14 protein-coding genes are annotated in these 17,395 nt (G+C 71.5%); 6 read left to right on the top strand and 8 right to left on the bottom strand.

Annotation, left to right across the window (positions count from 1 at the left end):
- The first annotated feature begins 136 nt into the window (after positions 1–136).
- Complete coding sequence (locus AC5020_RS06855) at positions 137–2,365, top strand: NADP-dependent isocitrate dehydrogenase (protein ID WP_464987700.1); 2,229 nt, start codon at positions 137–139, stop codon at positions 2,363–2,365.
- Positions 2,366–2,429: 64 nt separating this feature from the next.
- On the top strand, positions 2,430–3,221 hold the full coding sequence (locus tag AC5020_RS06850) for an alpha/beta fold hydrolase (protein WP_464987699.1): 792 nt from the start codon (positions 2,430–2,432) through the stop codon (positions 3,219–3,221).
- Here the strand turns inward: AC5020_RS06850 and AC5020_RS06845 are convergent.
- The 4 genes from AC5020_RS06845 to AC5020_RS06830 form a co-directional block, all read right to left on the bottom strand.
- Positions 3,211–4,011 carry a sulfite exporter TauE/SafE family protein gene (locus tag AC5020_RS06845; RefSeq protein ID WP_464987698.1) on the bottom strand — a complete coding sequence of 267 codons (801 nt, stop codon included), beginning with the start codon at positions 4,009–4,011 and terminating at the stop codon, positions 3,211–3,213. The genes AC5020_RS06850 and AC5020_RS06845 overlap by 11 nt on opposite strands.
- Before the next feature lie 105 nt (positions 4,012–4,116).
- On the bottom strand, positions 4,117–4,614 hold the full coding sequence (tpx, locus tag AC5020_RS06840; RefSeq protein ID WP_464987697.1) for a thiol peroxidase: 498 nt from the start codon (positions 4,612–4,614) through the stop codon (positions 4,117–4,119).
- Positions 4,615–4,708: 94 nt separating this feature from the next.
- Positions 4,709–5,641, bottom strand: a complete 933-nt coding sequence (locus AC5020_RS06835; protein ID WP_377019356.1) for a glycosyltransferase family 2 protein — start codon at positions 5,639–5,641, stop codon at positions 4,709–4,711.
- Positions 5,638–6,525 carry a glycosyltransferase family 2 protein gene (locus tag AC5020_RS06830; RefSeq protein ID WP_464987696.1) on the bottom strand — a complete coding sequence of 296 codons (888 nt, stop codon included), beginning with the start codon at positions 6,523–6,525 and terminating at the stop codon, positions 5,638–5,640. Before AC5020_RS06830 ends, AC5020_RS06835 begins: the two co-directional genes overlap by 4 nt.
- A 173-nt stretch (positions 6,526–6,698) precedes the next feature.
- Between AC5020_RS06830 and AC5020_RS06825 the strand changes: the two genes are divergently transcribed.
- Entirely contained in the window at positions 6,699–9,176 is a 2,478-nt protein-coding gene (locus tag AC5020_RS06825) for a phosphoketolase family protein (RefSeq protein WP_377019358.1), read from the top strand.
- The gene (locus tag AC5020_RS06820; RefSeq protein ID WP_464987695.1) at positions 9,176–9,460 is read left to right on the top strand and encodes an acylphosphatase; all 285 of its coding nucleotides are present in this window, start codon (positions 9,176–9,178) and stop codon (positions 9,458–9,460) included. Before AC5020_RS06825 ends, AC5020_RS06820 begins: the two co-directional genes overlap by 1 nt.
- Here AC5020_RS06820 and AC5020_RS06815 read toward each other — a convergent pair.
- A complete protein-coding gene (locus tag AC5020_RS06815) occupies positions 9,450–10,598 on the bottom strand; it encodes an MFS transporter (protein WP_464987694.1) in 1,149 nt (382 codons plus the stop codon). The two genes, AC5020_RS06820 and AC5020_RS06815, sit on opposite strands and share 11 nt — an antisense overlap.
- A 154-nt stretch (positions 10,599–10,752) precedes the next feature.
- Positions 10,753–11,400, bottom strand: coding sequence for an SDR family oxidoreductase (locus AC5020_RS06810; protein ID WP_464987693.1), 648 nt, complete (start codon positions 11,398–11,400; stop codon positions 10,753–10,755).
- Between the two features lie 140 nt (positions 11,401–11,540).
- Between AC5020_RS06810 and AC5020_RS06805 the strand changes: the two genes are divergently transcribed.
- Positions 11,541–12,548, top strand: a complete 1,008-nt coding sequence (locus AC5020_RS06805) for a DUF808 domain-containing protein (RefSeq protein ID WP_464987692.1) — start codon at positions 11,541–11,543, stop codon at positions 12,546–12,548.
- An 82-nt stretch (positions 12,549–12,630) separates the two neighbouring features.
- On the opposite strand, the gene AC5020_RS06800 is transcribed toward AC5020_RS06805, so the two are convergent.
- The gene (locus AC5020_RS06800; RefSeq protein WP_464987691.1) at positions 12,631–13,143 is read right to left on the bottom strand and encodes a phosphoribosyltransferase; all 513 of its coding nucleotides are present in this window, start codon (positions 13,141–13,143) and stop codon (positions 12,631–12,633) included.
- A 247-nt stretch (positions 13,144–13,390) separates the two neighbouring features.
- Between AC5020_RS06800 and AC5020_RS06795 the strand changes: the two genes are divergently transcribed.
- Positions 13,391–14,197, top strand: coding sequence for a YwaF family protein (locus tag AC5020_RS06795; protein ID WP_464987690.1), 807 nt, complete (start codon positions 13,391–13,393; stop codon positions 14,195–14,197).
- Here AC5020_RS06795 and AC5020_RS06790 read toward each other — a convergent pair.
- The gene (locus AC5020_RS06790; protein WP_464987689.1) at positions 14,145–17,369 is read right to left on the bottom strand and encodes a GH92 family glycosyl hydrolase; all 3,225 of its coding nucleotides are present in this window, start codon (positions 17,367–17,369) and stop codon (positions 14,145–14,147) included. The two genes, AC5020_RS06795 and AC5020_RS06790, sit on opposite strands and share 53 nt — an antisense overlap.
- Between the last annotated feature and the right edge of the window lie 26 nt (positions 17,370–17,395).

Here is a 17,395-nt window from a genome sequence, read left to right as displayed (position 1 = left end):
CCTCCCCAGGAGCGTGCCGGCGGGTGCGTCCCGTACCGTGGAGGCGACCGGATCGACGCCGCCGGCCCCGTTCCGCCGTCGATTAGTCTTGACGTCAAGACACATGACGCACCGACCCGAGGGAGCCCCGCGACACATGGCGCGCATCATCTACACCCACACCGACGAGGCACCGATGCTGGCCACCGCATCGTTCCTGCCCATCCTCGACGCCTTCTCGGACACCGCCGGGATCGACGTCACCACGCGTGACATCTCCCTGGCCGGCCGCATCATCGCCGCCTTCTCGGATCTGCTGCCCGAGGACCAGCGGGTCCCCGACTCCCTGGCCGAGCTGGGCGAGCTGGCCAAGACGCCCGAGGCGAACATCATCAAGCTGCCCAACATCTCCGCCTCGGTCCCCCAGCTGAAGGCCGCCGTGAAGGAGCTGCAGGATCAGGGCGTCGCCCTGCCGGACTATCCCGAGTCCCCCTCCACGGATGAGGAGAAGGACATCCGCGCCCGGTACGACTCGGTCAAGGGCTCGGCCGTGAACCCCGTGCTGCGCGAGGGCAACTCCGACCGGCGCGCTCCCGCCGCGGTCAAGAACTTCGCCAAGGCCCACCCGCACCGGATGGGCCAGTGGAGCGAGGACTCCAAGACCGCCGTGGCGACCATGGGCCAGGACGACTTCCGCTCCCGTGAGCAGTCCGTCGTGCTCGAGGGCGAGGACACCCTCTCGATCGTGCACGTCGGCGCCGACGGCACCGAGACCGTGCTGAAGCCCTCCGTGCCGGTGCTGGCCGGTGAGGTCGTCGACTCCTCCGTGATGAGCGCCGAGGCGCTCGATGCGTTCCTGCGCGAGCAGATCGCCGCCGCCAAGGAGCAGGGTGTGCTGTTCTCCCTGCACCTGAAGGCGACCATGATGAAGGTCTCCGATCCGATCCTGTTCGGCCACGCCGTGCGCGCCTTCTTCCCGACGCTGTTCACCCAGTTCGGCGACCAGCTCGAGGCCGCGGGGCTCTCCCCGAACAACGGCCTCGGGGGCATCCTCGCCGGTGCGGAGGACCTCGAGGAGTCGGTGCGGGCCGGGATCAAGGCCGCCATCGAGCAGGACCTGGCCGACGGCCCGGATCTGGCGATGGTCAACTCCCACAAGGGCATCAGCAACCTCCACGTCCCCTCCGACGTCATCGTCGACGCGTCGATGCCCGCGATGATCCGCACCTCGGGCCACATGTGGAACAAGGACGACCAGGAGCAGGACACCCTCGCGGTGATCCCCGATTCGTCCTACGCGGGCGTCTACCAGGCCACCATCGAGGACTGCCAGGCCCACGGCGCCTTCGATCCCACCACGATGGGCACCGTGCCCAACGTCGGTCTGATGGCGCAGAAGGCCGAGGAGTACGGCTCGCACGACAAGACCTTCGAGATCGCCGCCGATGGGCAGGTCGAGGTGCGCGACTCCTCCGGCGCCGTGCTCATGAGCCACGGGGTCGCCGCGGGCGACATCTTCCGCGCCTGCCAGACCAAGGACGCCCCCATCCGTGACTGGGTCCAGCTCGCCGTGCGCCGCTCGAGCGAGTCCGGGATGCCCGCCGTGTTCTGGCTCGACGAGACGCGGGCGCACGACCGCAACCTCATCGGCAAGGTCGAGGCGTACCTGGCCGAGGAGGACACCGAGGGCCTGGACATCCGGATCATGGCTCCGATCGAGGCGACCAGGCACACCCTGGCGCGCGTGCGCCGCGGCGAGGACACCATCTCGGTGACCGGCAACGTGCTGCGTGACTACCTCACCGACCTGTTCCCGATCCTGGAGCTGGGCACCAGCGCCAAGATGCTCTCGGTGGTGCCGCTGATGAACGGCGGCGGTCTGTTCGAGACGGGCGCCGGAGGTTCCGCCCCCAAGCACGTCCAGCAGCTGGTCGAGGAGAACTACCTGCGGTGGGACTCGCTCGGCGAGTTCCTGGCCCTGGCCGAGTCGCTGCGGCACCTGGCCCGCACCGCCGGCAACGACCGGGCGCGGGTGCTGGCCGACGCGCTGGATCGGGCCACCGAGACGCTGCTGCACGAGGGCAAGTCCCCGCAGCGCAAGCTCGGCACCATCGACAACCGCGGCAGCCACTTCTACCTCGCCCTGTACTGGGCGCAGGAACTGGCCCAGCAGAGCGAGGACACCGAGCTGAAGGCCGCCTTCGAGCCCATCGCCACGGAGCTCGTCGATGCCGAGGACACCATCACCGAGGAGCTGATCGCGGTGCAGGGCTCCCCGGCGGACATCGGCGGCTACTACCGCCCGGATCTGGAGAAGTCCGCATCGGTGATGCGCCCCTCGCCGACGTTCAACCGGATCCTCGAGGAGATCTCGGCGGCCCTGTGAGGCCTCCTCTCCCCTGAGCGTCCTGGAGTCCGGCCCCGCACACTCTCACCGCCGGAAGGATCCCGTGCCCCTCGTCCACTCCCCTGCCGACGGGGTCCGGCTGCGCTACGACGTCTCCGGGTCCGGGCCGGCCCTGGTGCTCCTGCACGGGTCGGTGCTGTCGCGGGCGATCTGGCGCGGGCTGGGCTACCTCGCGCCGCTGGCGGCCGAGCACACCGTGATCCGGGTGGACCTGCGCGGTCACGGAGGCTCCGAGAAGCCGCACGAGAGCTCGAGCTACGCCCAGGATCGGTTCGTCGCGGACCTGCTGGCCGTGCTGGAGGCGGAGGACGTGGACCGGGCCGGCCTGATGGGCTACTCGCTGGGGGCGCGCGTGGCCCTCGCCGCGACGCTCGAGCATCCCGAGCGGGTCACCCATCTGGTGTGCCTGGGCGGCTCCGCCGCAGCGCAGCGCGGGGCCGTGGACTCCGTGTTCTTCCCGGGCGTCATCGACGCGGTGCGCGAGGGCGGGATGGAGGCGTTCTGCGCCGGCCAGGGACTGGGGCCGGACGTCAGCTCGCGCCGGGCCCGCGCCACCCGCGAGGCGTTCCTGGCCGCGGACCCGCTGGCGATGGCGGCCCTGATGACCGCCACGGACGCCACCCCCGGCGTCTCCGAGACGGCGCTGGCCGCCTGTGAGGTCCCGACGCTGTGGATGACCGGGACCGAGGACCATCCCCGGTTCGAGGAGTCCCGGCACGCGGCGGAGACGATGCCGGGCGCCGCCTTCGTCCCCCTGCCCGGCCGGGACCACGGCGGGACCCTGTCCCCGCCCGACGACGTGCTCGCACGCGTCCGGCCGTTCCTCAGCCGGTGATCTGGCGGACGATCGCGACCAGCGCGACGACCACGATGATCCCGCGCAGCAGCCAGTCGGGCAGCTTCTTGGCCAGGTGCGCACCGAAGTAGCCGCCCAGCAGGGCGCCGACGGCGATCGCCGCGGTCGCCGGCCACACGATCTCGGAGCCGATCAGGAAGTGCGCGAGCACGTAGACGGTCGCGGCCGCGACGTTGACCACCAGGCTCATCAGATTCTTGATGCTGTTGACCGACCCCATCGTGCGCCCCGTCAGGGCACCGAGGATCCCCAGGTAGAGGATGCCCTGGGCAGCGGTGAAGTACCCGCCGTAGACGGAGGCGGCGCCCATCGCGCCGACGAGACCGGGTGACCGGTACGGGCTGCGCTGCGGAGCCGACGCCGCGCGCGCGGCCCGCCGATCCTGCCGCGCGCGGATCGCGGCGGTGAGCCGCTTCTGGAAGATCACCAGAGCGAGGGCGACGACGATCAGCACCGGCACGACCACGTCCAGCGCCTCGGCGGGCGAGAGCAGCAGGAGGATCGAGCCGAGGCCCGCGCACAGCGCCGTGACCAGGACCAGCGGCGCCAGATTGCCCTTCTCCTCGGCGATCTCCCGGCGGTAGCCGAGGGTCGAGCCGATCGTGGAGAACAGGATGCCGACCGTGTTGGTGCGCACGGCGGTCCCCGGTGGCATGCCGAGGGCGAGCAGCACCGGCAGCGTCAGGAGCGACCCCGAGCCCACCGCCGCGTTGATCGCTCCGGCGAGGGTGCCCATCACCAGCAGGACGATCAGCGAGACGGGTTCCACGACATCCGAGCCTACTGCCGCGCGGGCATGGTCCGGGCACCCGGGCCCCGCGCGCGGGTCGCGTCAGGAGCGGGAGCTCGGCCGGGACGGTCGGGGCCAGGACGGTCAGCTCAGGGAGGCGACCGCGGCGTCGTAGTCCGGCTCCTCGGCGACCTCGGCCACCTGCTGCGTGTGCACGACGTTCCCGTCGGCGTCGGCGACGACGACGGCGCGGGAGAGCAGGCCGGCCAGCGGGCCGTCGCTCATGGTCACGCCGTAGTCCTCGCCGAAGCTGGAGCGGAACGCGGAGCCGGTGACGACGTTCTCGATGCCCTCGGCGCCGCAGAAGCGGGCCTGGGCGAAGGGGAGGTCCTTGGACACGCACACGACCACGGTGTTCTTGAGCGAGGCGGCGAGCTCGTTGAACTTTCGCACGGAGGTCGCGCAGGTTCCCGTGTCGAGCGAGGGGAAGATGTTCAGCACGATGCGCTTGCCGGCGAGGTCCGCACTGGAGACGGGCCCGAGGTCCTGGCCGACGAGCTCGAAGGCCGGGAGCGGGGAGCCCTGGGCGGGCAGCTCGCCGACGGTGGTCACGGGAGTGTTCTTGAAGGTGATCGAAACCATGCCCCCATCCTCACGGTCAGCGGCGGAGGGCACAAACCGGGTCCACCGCCGGCGGGGCCGCGCGTCCGCCGGCGGGTCGCGCGCCGCGTCGGCACTACCGGTCGCCGCGGCGCTGTCGGGGCCCGCTGGGTCTGCCGTAGCGCCGGGCGGTGCTGCGGCGCTGAGCCTCCTCCAGCGCCCGGAAGCGGCGCTCGATCCTGGCCGGCAGGGGGCGCCGCTGCCGCAGCACCCAGCCGGCTCCGCGCAGCGCGTCCCAGAGCGCCAGTGCGGTCAGCCGATCGCGCGGTGCCGTGGCCAGCACGTCGCGGGTCCGGCGCAGCGCCGCACCGAGCGGCCGGCGCAGCCAGATGAACCATAGGGTGTTGCGCAGCCCGTGCCGGAGGCGCAGCCGGGGGTCGCGCTGCGTGGAGGCCTGGTGATGGACGATCACGCCCGGCAGGTGGACCAGCTCCCAGCCGGCGGTCGCCAGGTCGGCCGCCAGCAGCTCCTCCTCCCCGCCGAGCCACAGCCGTTCGCTGAACCCGCCGGCCGCGAGGAAGGCGCTGCGGCGGACCATCGAGGCACCGGCGAGGAAGCTGCCGAGGGTCGGGCCGGGCATCCACGGCGGGCCCTCGACCGGCGAATGGAGCAGTTCGGCGTTGATCGGGTCCTCGCGTCCGCCCGGCTCGACCAGGATCCTGCCGGTGACCACCCCGAGGCGGGGATGCTCGGCGAGCGCGTCGGCCGCCCGGCGCAGGGAGCCCGGCTCCCACCAGGTGTCGTCATCGCAGAAGGCGACGAACGGCGTCCCGACCCGCTCGAGGCCCACGTTGCGCCCGACAGCTCCCAGGTTCACTGCACTGGCCACCAGGTCCACCTCGGGGAACCGCTCCCGGACGGCTTCGGCGGTGCCGTCCTCGGAGCCGTTGTCCACGACCACCACGTGCGGCTGCTCGGGCAGCTCCCGCAATCGCGAGATCGCCAGCAGTGCCTCGTCGCGCCGGTTGTAGGTGATCATCACGACCGCCACCCGCTCGTCGGGACTCATCGCCGCTCCTCGTCCGACGCCGAGCGGGCCGGGCGCGCAGCGGGTCCGGAGCGCACCAGGGCGAGGGCGGCCTCGGTCGAGGGTGAGACCGGGCGACGCCGCCGCAGGGCGGCCGGGGCGCGGCGCAGGGCACCCAGCAGGCCCCGTCGGCCGCGCGTCCCCGAGCGCAGCGCCGTGACGACCTCGGCCCGCACTCCCGACCACGGACGGCGCAGCAGGGCGGTGAGGATCCGGCTGCGGATCGCCTCGGTCTGACGGCGCCGGGCGGACTCGCGATGGGGCGAGGGGTGGTGGTGGGCGCGGATCTCGGGCACGTAGCTCAGCTGCCAGCCGGCGTCGAACAGGTCCAGCGCCACCCGATCCTCCTCCCCGGGGAAGCGGATCACGTCGTCGAAGCCGCCCGCCTCCAAGAACGCGTCCCGACGCACGATCGCCCCGCAGCCGACGAAGCCGAGCAGCAGCGGGCCGGGCGCGTCGTCCGCAGTGCCCAGCGGGGAGGCTGCGAGCACGGCGTTCAGCGGGTCCGGGCGCTCCTCGGGCCCCACGGCGATGGAGCCGGCGATCAGCCCGAGCCGCGGGTGGGCATCGAAGACGTCGACGGCTCGTGCCAGCGCCCCGGGCGCCCACCAGGAGTCATCGTCGGCGAAGGCGACGTAATCGGTGGTGGCCAGTTCGGCTCCGATGGTGCGCGCCTGCGCGCCGATGTTCTCGGGCAGCGTCACGAGGCGCACGTGGGGATGGGCGCCGCGCACCGCCGCGACGGTGCCGTCCGTGGAGGCGTTGTCCAGGACGATCACGGGCGCCTCGTGGTGGCCGAGGTGCTCCACGAGCTCGTCGCCGCGATTGCGGGTGGCGATCACGACCGTGACCCGCTCGACGCTCATGCGACACTCCCCTCGATTCCTCGGCTTCCTCGGCTCCGTCGCTGTCGGCCCACAGTAGCGAGGCCGGTCCATCGCACGAGCGGGCCGGTGGTCCCTTCCGCCGGCCCGGTCCGGGTCGTACCGTGAACGTATCCCCTCCGGGATCTCTGTTGCCCGAGCTGCAGGAAGGCGCCATGACCACCGTTGCCAGCTGGCCGAACTCCCCCGCCGAGACCCCCACCGACGAGGAGCTCGAGCGGCTCCACGGGTGGTGGCGGGCAGCGAACTACCTCTCGGTCGGGCAGATCTACCTCAAGGACAATCCGCTGCTGCGCCGCCCGTTGCAGCGCGAGCACGTCAAGCCGCGTCTGCTCGGGCACTGGGGCACCACTCCGGGCCTGACGTTCCTGTACGCCCACGCCAATCGGGCGATCTCCCAGCGCGGCCTGAAGGCCATGTACATCACCGGCCCCGGGCACGGCGGTCCGGGACTGGTCGCCGCGAGCTACCTCGAGGGCACCTACTCCGACGTCTACCCCGCCGTCAGCCGGGACGAGCGAGGACTGGCTCGCCTGTTCACCCAGTTCTCCTTCCCCGGCGGGATCCCCTCGCACGTGGCCCCGGAGACCCCGGGATCGATCCATGAGGGCGGAGAACTGGGCTACGCCCTCTCCCACGCCTACGGCGCCATGTTCGACCGGCCCGACGAGATCGCCTTCACCGTGGTGGGGGACGGAGAGGCGGAGACCGGTCCGCTGGCCACCTCGTGGCACTCCAACAAGTTCCTCAATCCGCTGACCGACGGAGTGGTGCTGCCGATCCTGCACCTGAACGGGTACAAGATCGCCAACCCCACCGTCCTGGCCCGTATCGGCGACGAGGAGCTCGAGGACCTGATGCGGGGCTACGGGCACACCCCGCTGCTGTTCCGCGGCGGCTTCGACGACGAGGATCCGATGGCCGCGCACCGCCGCTTCGCCGAGGTGCTCGATACGGCCCTGGACCAGATCGCGCAGATCAAGCAGCAGGCCCGCGAGGACGCCGAGGCCGGGCGGGAGACGACGCGACCGGCCTGGCCGATGATCATCTTCCGCTCGCCGAAGGGCTGGACCGGACCGAAGACCATCGACGGCAAGGTGACCGAGGGCTCGTGGCGCTCCCACCAGGTGCCCCTGCCCAACGCCCGCGACACCGAGGAGCACCTGGCCGACCTGGATTCCTGGTTGCGCTCGTATCGCCCCGAGGAGCTGTTCGACGAGTCCGGCGCCCTGCGCGCCGAGATCGCCGCCGCGGCCCCGGAGGGTGAACTGCGGATGTCCGCCAACCCGGCCACCAACGGCGGCTCCGTGCTGAAGGACCTGCGGCTGCCCGATTTCCGCGACTACGCGGTGGAGGTCCCCTATCCCGGCGCCTCCACCGCTGAGGCGACCCGGGTCCTGGGCACCTGGCTGACCGATGTCATCGCCCAGAACCCACACAGCTTCCGGATCTTCGGGCCCGACGAGACCGCCTCGAACCGGCTCCAGGGGGTCTACGACGTCACCGACAAGCAGTGGAACGCCGAGTTCGAGCCGCACGACCGCGAGGAGCACCTGGCGCCGACGGGCCGGGTGATGGAGATGCTCTCCGAGCACCAGTGCCAGGGCTGGCTGGAGGGGTATCTGCTCACGGGCCGCCACGGCATGTTCTCCTCGTACGAGGCCTTCATCCACATCGTCGACTCGATGGTCAATCAGCACGCCAAGTGGCTGAAGGTCACCAATGAGCTGGAGTGGCGGCGGCCGCTGGCCTCCCTGAACTACCTGCTCAGCTCGCACGTGTGGCGGCAGGACCACAACGGCTTCTCCCATCAGGATCCGGGCTTCATCGACCACATGGTCAACAAGAAGGCCGAGATCGTGCGGGTCTACCTGCCGCCGGATGCCAACACCCTGCTGTCGACCTACGACCACTGCCTGCGCTCCCGCCAGTACGTCAACGTGGTCGTCGCCGGCAAGCAGCCGAACCCGAACTGGCTGAGCATGGACGAGGCGATCGTCCACTGCGCCCGCGGGCTGGGCATCTGGGAGTGGGCCGGCACGGAGGTCACCGGGGAGGACCCCGACGTGGTGCTCGCCTGCGCCGGGGACATCCCCACCATCGAGACGCTCGCGGCCGCGAAGATCCTGCGGGAGCAGGTGCCGGGGCTGAAGGTGCGGGTGGTCAACGTGGTGGACCTGATGCGCCTGCAGGACGACAGCGAGCATCCCCACGGGCTCTCCGAGCGCGACTTCCAGGGCATCTTCGGCGAGGACGTGCCCGTGATCTTCGCGTACCACGGATACCCCTGGCTCATCCATCGCCTGGCCTACCGTCACGACCGCACCGGCCGCATCCACGTGCGCGGCTACAAGGAGGAGGGCACCACCACGACGCCGTTCGACATGCTGATGCGCAACGATGCCGACCGCTACCACCTGGTCATGGACGTGATCGACCGGGCCGGCCTGGCCACCCGCTACGCCGGGCTGCGCCAGCAGATGTCCGACCTCCGCGTGCGCGCCCGGGCGTATGCGTACGAGCACGGGGAGGACGTCCCCGAGATCGCGGGCTGGCAGTGGGACGACAATGCCGACGCAGCCGGCGAGGAGGCGCCGCCCCAGGCCTCCGACACGGGAGGGGACAACGCGTGATGGCAGGCGCTGACGACGTCCGCCGGATCGTGCGGGTCAGCGGCAGGGTCCAGGGCGTCGGCTTCCGGATGTCGGCCGCCGCCGAGGCGGAGCGTCTCGGGGTCGGCGGCACGGTGCGCAACCTGCTGGACGGCACGGTGGAGGCCGACGTGGAGGGCACCGGGGACGCGGTCGAGGCGATGGTCGACTGGCTGCGTCAGGGCCCACCCGCCGCTCGGGTCTCCGACGTCGAGGTCCGCGAGGACGCTCCCCGCGGCGCGGAGACGATGCGCATCATCGGCTGACGAGGTACCGCACCGCCACTGCCACCCCGGCTCCGACCATCACGGCCGAGGTCAGGATCATGGTGGTCTGGCCGGCGGCGTCGATGATCAGCCCGCCGATCAGGGCGCCGAGGGCGATCGCCGTGTTGAACACGGCGCTGTTCAGGGCGGTCCCCTCCTCCATGACGTCCTGCGCCTCGGTGCCGACGAATGCCTGGATGGCGACGGGGGCGGCGCCGGCGAACAGTCCCCACACCGGCATGATCGCCAATGCCGAGACTGTTCCCTGCATCAGCGCCACCACGGCCAGCAGCGACAGGCCGAGCCCGGCCGAGACGGCGAGCACGCCCAGCGGTGCACTGCGCCTGAGCACCGGCGCCACGGCGAAGTTCCCGAGCAGGCCGGCGAGGCCGAAGGTCAGCAGCATCGGGCCGATGTCGGTGACGGCGATCCCTGCCCGCTCCAGCAGGATGGGGCTGACGTAGCTGTAGGTGATGAACTGGGCGATGACCACCAGCCCGGTCAGCGCGACGGCGTACCGGACGCCACGGGTGCGCGCGGCGACCAGCATCATCGCCGGGGTGACCTTGACCGCGGAGTGCACCGGCCGCACCAGCACCGCGATCGCCACGGCGACCAGGGCGGCCACGCCGCCGACCACGCCGAAGGCCTCCCGCCAGCCCAGGTGGGTGCCGATCCACGTGGCCACCGGCACGCCCATCACCAGCGCGCTCCCGGAGCCCGCGAACGCGACGGTCAGCGCCCGGGCGGTCTGCTCTCGCGGCACCTGGCCGACGGCCACGACCGCCATCACGGCCCAGTACAGGCCGATCGCGATGCCCGCGAAGAGCCGGGCGAGCAGGAGCATGGTGAAGCTCGGGGCGATGACGCTGAGAGCGCAGGAGACCACCACCGAGACCAGGGCGATCACCAGTACGATCCGCCTGTCCAGGGTGCCCACGACCACCGGGGTCACGACGGCGACGACGCCGGCGAGGATGCCGGGGACGGTCACGGCCAGGCCGCCGACGCCCTCACTGACCCCGAGGTCCGGTGCCATCACGCTGAGCACCCCGATCGGCAGCTCCTCGATCGTGATCAGGACGAAGATCCCCATCGCGAGCGAGAGAACCGCCGCCCACCGCCGTACGACGTCCACACATCCTCCTTCTGCGAGCAAACCCCCTCACGGTACGGCACTCGTGCAGGTCAGGTCAGGTCAGCGCAGGACAGGGCATGCCGGGGCCCATGGACGCACGACGGCCCCGGCATCGGGCGATGCCGGGGCCGTGGGCCGGGGAACCGGAGCGGGGTCAGATCGCCGCGTCGAGCGCGGCGCCGATCTCCTGGTCGCCGTCGTTGAAGGCGAGGAACTTCCCGATGGTGGCGGGCCGCTCGAGAGCGGCCACGATGGTGCGGGCGACGTTCCCGCGCGAGACGTGACCGCCCTCGGGGACGCCCACCTCGATCCGCCCGGTGGGCTCGTCGAGGGTGAGACCCGACGGGGCGAGGATCGTCCAGTCCAGCTCGGTGCCCTGGAGGTGGGCATCGGCCTGGGCCTTGGACTCGGCGTAGGCGAAGAACGGGTCGTCCTCGGAAACGCCGTGATCCGGCCCGGCTCCGAAGTAGCTGATCATCACGTAGCGCGTCGCACCGACGCGCCGGGCGGACTCCATCGAGGCGATCGCGGCCCCGCGGTCCACGGCCCACGTGCGCTCGGGGTTGCCGCCCCCGGCGCCGGCGGCCCACACCACTGCGTCGTTGCCGCGCAGCAGCTCGTCCCAGCCGTAGGCGTCGAGGGTCTCGATGTCGGCCACGACCGGCCGGGCACCGGCCGCCTCGACGTCAGCGCTCTGATCCGGGTCGCGGATCACCGCGTTGACGGTGTGTCCTGCCGTCGACAGCAGCGGCTCCGCCAGGAGCGCGACCTTGCCATGTCCTCCGATGAGTGCGATATCCATGCACCAACTGTGGCACCGCGACGACGACCGCGTCGAGATACCCCGAGCTTCATTCCGCTGCGGGCAGACAAAGGAGCGATCCCCGGTATCCTGACCCGGGTCGCCACCGGGGCGGCCGCGCCCTCAGGGAAGGAACCAGCATGGCCGGTGGACTCGCCGCACTGCTCGATGACGTGGCCGCCCTGGCGAGGCTGGCCGCGGCAAGCACGGACGACATCGCCGCCGCCTCCGCCAAGGCCGGATCCAAGGCCGTCGGCGTGGTGATCGATGACACGGCCGTGACCCCGCAGTACGTCCAGGGCATCAAGCCCAAGCGCGAGCTCCCGATCATCTGGCGGATCACCAAGGGTTCGCTGGTCAACAAGCTCGTGTTCATCCTGCCGGTCCTGCTGCTGCTCAGCACGTTCGCGGACTTCCTGCTCACCCCGATACTCATGCTCGGCGGCCTGTATCTGAGCTTCGAGGGCGCCGAGAAGATCTGGGAGCTGGTCAGCGGCACGCCGAAGAAGGCCCCGGCCGCCGCGAAGGGCGCCGACGCGGAGAAGAAGATCGTCTCCAGCGCCGTCCGCACCGACCTCATCCTCTCGGCCGAGATCATGGTGATCTCGCTGAACTCCGTCGAAGCACCCGACATCTGGACCCGCGCCGCGGTGCTCGTGGTGATCGCGCTCGGTATCACCGTCCTGGTCTACGGAACGGTCGGGATCCTGGTGAAGATGGACGACGTGGGCCTGGCCATGGCCGCCGAGGAGAACTCGGCGGCCAAGCAGCGCATCGGCAACTCTCTGGTCCGGGCCATGCCAGTGGTCATGGACATCATCAGCTATGTCGGCATGGTGGCGATGCTGTGGGTCGGCGGCCACATCCTGCTGGTCGGCACCCACGATCTGGGACTCGCTCAGCCCTACGGCTTCGTCCATCACCTCGAGGAGGCCGCCGCCGGGATCGCCGCCGTCGGTGGAGTTCTGGGCTGGCTGATCAACACGTTCTTCTCGTTCCTGATCGGTCTGCTCGTCGGCGCCGTCCTCGCGGTGATCATGCACTTCCTGCCCTTCGGTCACCACGGCGGGGACGAGGGACACGGCGCCGGTGACCAGCCCGGCGACGACGCGGCGGCCCCCACCGAGAAGCCCCGGACGGAGCACTGAGCCGCTGGGAGCACCGCCGGGGAGATCGCGAGGGGCGGCCCCGCGGGGACCTCGCGGCGCGGCTCCCGCGCCGACCTCGTGGTCAGCCTGCCTGTGCGGTGACCGGGGGCTCCGCCGACCAGGGGAAGACGATCCACTCGTCGGTGCGGCGCCAGACGAAGTCGGGAGCGACCACCGAACCGGACTTCGCGTACAGCACGGCGCTGCGCGCGTCGGCCCCCTGCTCGCGCAGCAGGTCCAGCACGAGTGCGAGGGTGCGCCCGGAGTCGGCGACGTCATCGACCACCAGCAGCCGCTTGCCGCTGATCGACTCGGTGTCGAGCATCGGCGCGAGCAGGACCGGGTCCGGCAGCGTCTCGTGCACGTCGGTGTAGAACTCGACGTTGATCGCGTCGGCGAGCTTCAGCCCCAGGGCGTAGGCGAGTGCGCCGGCCGGCACCAGGCCGCCACGGGCGACGGCGATGATGATCTCCGGCGCGAAGTCGGAATCGGCCACCGTTCGTGCCAGCTCCCGCGACGCGGTGCCGAACAGCTCCCAGCTGAGGACCTCCTTGGTCACCAGCTCGGACGAATCGGCGTGAAAGGCCTGGGACATCGCATCTCCTCGGGTGTTCGGCGCGGGGACCCCCGATGCTATCGGCCCTCGGCCGGGGGCGCCGTACCGTAGGCACCGCACCACACCGCACCGCATCGCACCGCCACGGGGCGGAGCCTCCCGACTCTCGGATGACGAAGGGCCGATAGCGGCCCCGACGGGCAGGCATCCTCGTATGCTCTGCTGGGACGCTTCGACGGATCCGCGCCGGGCGGAGCCGGGACCGCACCGACGGGGAGGATCAGCGATGCCGGAGTCGGACCGGATCGGGTACATGCCCGCCTACGGGAGCACGCACCTCGGAGTGCTCGTGATCATCGTGCTGGCGGCGATCGCCCTCGTGGTCTGGGCGCGGCGCGTCGAGCCCGCCACGGCGGACCGGGTGCTGCGCGCTGCCGGCTGGGTGCTGCTGGCGAACTCGGTGTTCTGGACGGCGTGGGGCTTCATGCCCTGGTCCTGGAACATCGACGAGTCGCTGCCCCTGCACTACTCGGACGTCCTGCGATTCCTGATCCCGCTCGCGCTGATCACGCAGGCCCGCTGGGCGATCGTGATCACGTACTTCTGGGGACTGACGCTGAACATGCAGTCGGTGCTGACCCCGGACCTGAACTACTTCGTCTCGGTCCCGCTGGAGTTCTCGGAGTACTGGGTCGCCCACGCGACCGGGGTGCTGGCCCCGGTGGTGCTGGTGTGGGGGCTCGGATATCGCCCCACGTGGCCGGGATATCTGCTCACGTATGCCGCCACGGTGGCGTGGGCGCTCATCGCCTTCACCGGCAATGCACTCACGGGCGCCAACTACGGCTATCTCAACCGCGCCCCGGACGGCGCGAGCATTCTGGACGTCATGGGCCCCTGGCCGCAGTACCTGCTGGTCGAAGCGATCGCGATCGCTCTCGTGTGGGCGCTCATGACCTGGCCCTTCACCGCGGTCGATCGGCGCCGCGGCACTCCCGCCACGGGACGTGGCGGGCTGCTGCGGCGACGGCGAGGAGATCTCAGCCCAGCAGCTCCAGCTCGGCCAGGCGCAGAGGCCCCTGCGCGGTGGTGATCACCAGGCGGTGATGGGTGCACGCCCGCGGCGTCGCGATCCGGAACGGACGTGTCTGGCGGCGCCAGCGGAACGACTCCCTCGAGCGCTCGTCCAGCACCGTCCAGTTCTCGCCGTCGACCGAGCCCTCGACCCGGAAGGCGATCGGGTCCCCGCCCTCCTGCGCCGAGGAGGTCACAGTGAGGAACCGCGCCTGGAGGGGCTCGCCCAGCTCGGGCAGCTCGATCACCGCGTCGGCCGTCTCCCAGGAGCGCTCGGTGCGGGAGTCGTCGTCCCGCACCGGATCCGTGGGATCGGCCGCGAAGAGGTCCCGCAGCGGCTGCGGCCGGTGCCCCGCCGGAGTCGGTGAGGGCGGCACCTCGCCCCAGCCCGTCGGCTCGGCGCCGAGGCGGAAGCGGAGCGTTCCGCGCAGGTCCCCGTGCTCGATCCAGGAGTCCCGGTGCTCGCGGCCGTCCACGCTGAGACCCGTGATGACGTCGTGGGCCGGAGCCTGCCCCTCGGCGGTGATCGTGAACGGCTCACCGCCCAGCGGCCGCACCGTCGCCCGCTCGAACAGCGGTGCCACCAGGTGGTAGCGGCCGGTGCCCAGCTGCAGCGGGTACAGACCCAGCGCCGTCAGCAGCCACCAGGCGCTCATCTCGCCGTTGTCCTCGTCGCCGGGATAGCCCTGGCCGATCTCCTCACCGACGAACAGGCGGCGCTGGACCTCGCGCACCACCTGAGAGGCGCGGTGCGGCTCGCCCGCGTGGTGGAAGAGGAAGGGGATGTGGTGGCTGGGCTGGTTCGAGACGCCGAACTGGCCCATCCGTACCGCGCGGGCCTCGAGCATCTCGTGGATGACGTGCCCGTAGGTGCCCTTGAGGTCGGCACGCTCGGGGGTGTGGAAGAACTCCTCCAGCTTGGCGCGCAGCCCGGCGCGGCCTCCGTACAGCGCGGCCAGGCCCTCGCCGTCATGGGGGACGTGGAAGGCGAAGTTCCAGCCGTCGGTCTCGGTGAAGTCCCCGCCCCATACCCGCGGGTCGAACTCCTCGGGGCTCCGGGCGAAGCCGCCGTCGGCCCGTCGGCCCTGGAAGAACCCGACGCCGGGGTCGAACAGCAGCAGATAGTTCCGGGCTCGGGCTCGCAGGTACTCCGCCTCCTCGCGCAGCCGGGCGGCGAGGCGGGCGTCGTCGGCCTCCGTCTCCTCGGCGAGCAGCTCGGCCTGCGCGGCGAGCCCGGCATCGTTGATGTGGGCCTCCAGTGCCCAGGAGACGGATTCGGGGGTGTCGGTGTCGACATAGCCGGTGAACACGGCCCGCTCGTTGCCCTTGCGGCCCACCTCGGGCTGCGTGGGGGCGACGGTGGCGTTGCGCAGGCCGGCCTCGTAGGCAGCGAGCGGGTCCGGCAGCGCAACGCCCTTGACGGCGAGGTCGGCGATGGCGATGTCGCTGCTGGTGCCGGTCATGCAGTCGGCGTAGCCGGGCGAGGACCAGCGCGCGATCCACCCGCCCTCGCGGTACTGCTGGACGAAGCCGTCGGCGAGCTCTGCGGCGAGATCCGGGTACAGCAGCGCGTAGGCGGGCCAGGCCGTGCGGTACGTGTCCCAGAAGCCGTGGTTGACGTACATCCTGCCGGGCAGCACCTGGGCGTTGGTGCGGGTGTCGGTGGCCTCGCCCTTGATCGCGAGCACGGGGCTGGCGTGCACCGGTTCGGGCCGCTCCGGGCTGCCGGCGTTCTCCCAGTGCGAGCTGGGGTAGAGGTTCAGGCGGTACAGGTTGCCGTACAGGGTCCGCAGCTGGGGCGGGGTGGCTCCGGCCGGTTCGATCACGCGCAGGCGCTCGGTCCAGGCGGCGTGGGCTTCCGCGCGCACCTGGGCGATGCTGCGCCCCTCGACCTCGTGGGCGAAGGTGCGTCGGCCCTGCTCGAGCCCGATGAAGCTGGTGACCAGACGCACGGTGACCCGCTGCGTGCCGGGTTCGAAGGTCAGCACGCTGGCGCCGGGCGAACCGCCGCGCGAGGGGCCGACGGCCACCGGCGCGGGCTCGACCTCGGCGAGGACGAACATACGGGTCGCCCCCTCGCCGGCCACCGGGTCCACCCACGCGCGCAGCCTCCCGTCGAAGACCGCACCGGCGGCGTCGATCCGGGCGTGCTCGTCGGTCCCCTCGAGCAGCAGGTGCCGCGGGGAGGGCTCGGCCGGGAAGTCGATCTCGCAGACCGCGCCGTGGTCGCTCGGCGCCAGACGCAGCGAGGTGCCGCCGTCGAGGGCCACCTCGTACAGGTCCGGGCGCGCCGTCTCGGCGGCATGATCGAAGCCCAGGGCACGGGCCTCCGGATCAGCGTCTGGCTCCTCACCGGCCAGCGGCATGAGGACGAACTGGTTGCGGTCGCCCATCCAGGGGCTCGGCTGGTGCGAGACCGCCAGGCCCTGCAGGCGCGGGCGGTTGTCTGCGCCGTTGCGGCGGTGGTACTCGTACAGCCAGCGCCGGGTCCGGGTGTCGGTGAGGGGCGTGAACATCGCGAACCCGTTGGGCATGGCGGTGGCCGGGACGTTGTTGCCCCGGGAGAAGTCACCGGAGGCGTGCGTGCCGCGCCGGGTGTCCACCCAGGCCACGGGGTCACCGGCCGGCGGGTCCGCGGGCCTCGGACCGATGTAGGGGCCGTCGATCCACCCCGTCAGCCGCTCGGGCTCCGCGGGACCGGCGCCCTCGAGGTCGCCCTCGGCGGCGTCCACGAGGTCGGCCTCGGGATCGGCCGGGGCGTCGGCGACCAGCACGACCTCCGCGATCGTGCGTCCGGCCGCGGCCCCCAGGGCGACCTGCACGTCATTCCACTGGTCCGCGTACAGGATCTTTCCCTCGCCCATCCCCCGGGCGGTGGCCTCGGTGCCGTACTGGTCGCGCGGCTCCAGCTCGGAGAGCCGGGCGCCGTCGGTGAAGATCAGGTCGACCGCGACGTAGGTCGCGCCCCAGGTGAGCGCTGCGTCCAGCTGCGGGTGCACGAACACGCGCAGCACGTCATCGTCCTGCACGATGCGCCCGACGGGCTCGTCGACCTCGTCGAGTGACGGCAGCAGGGACTCGGCCCGCTCCCCCGGCTCGACGGTGTACCGCAGGGCAGAGGCGGCGAGGAGGCCGGCGCCGTCCTTGCTGGTGGGAGATCCGACGGGGCCCGGGTCTGCGGTGACGATCATGGCCGTAAGGCTATCGATACCGGCTC

The sequence above is a fragment of the Brachybacterium sp. SYSU DS0246 genome, from assembly GCF_059391765.1.
The sequence above is the reverse complement of the archived record's forward strand: the minus strand, read 5'-3'. Positions and strand labels throughout refer to the sequence as shown.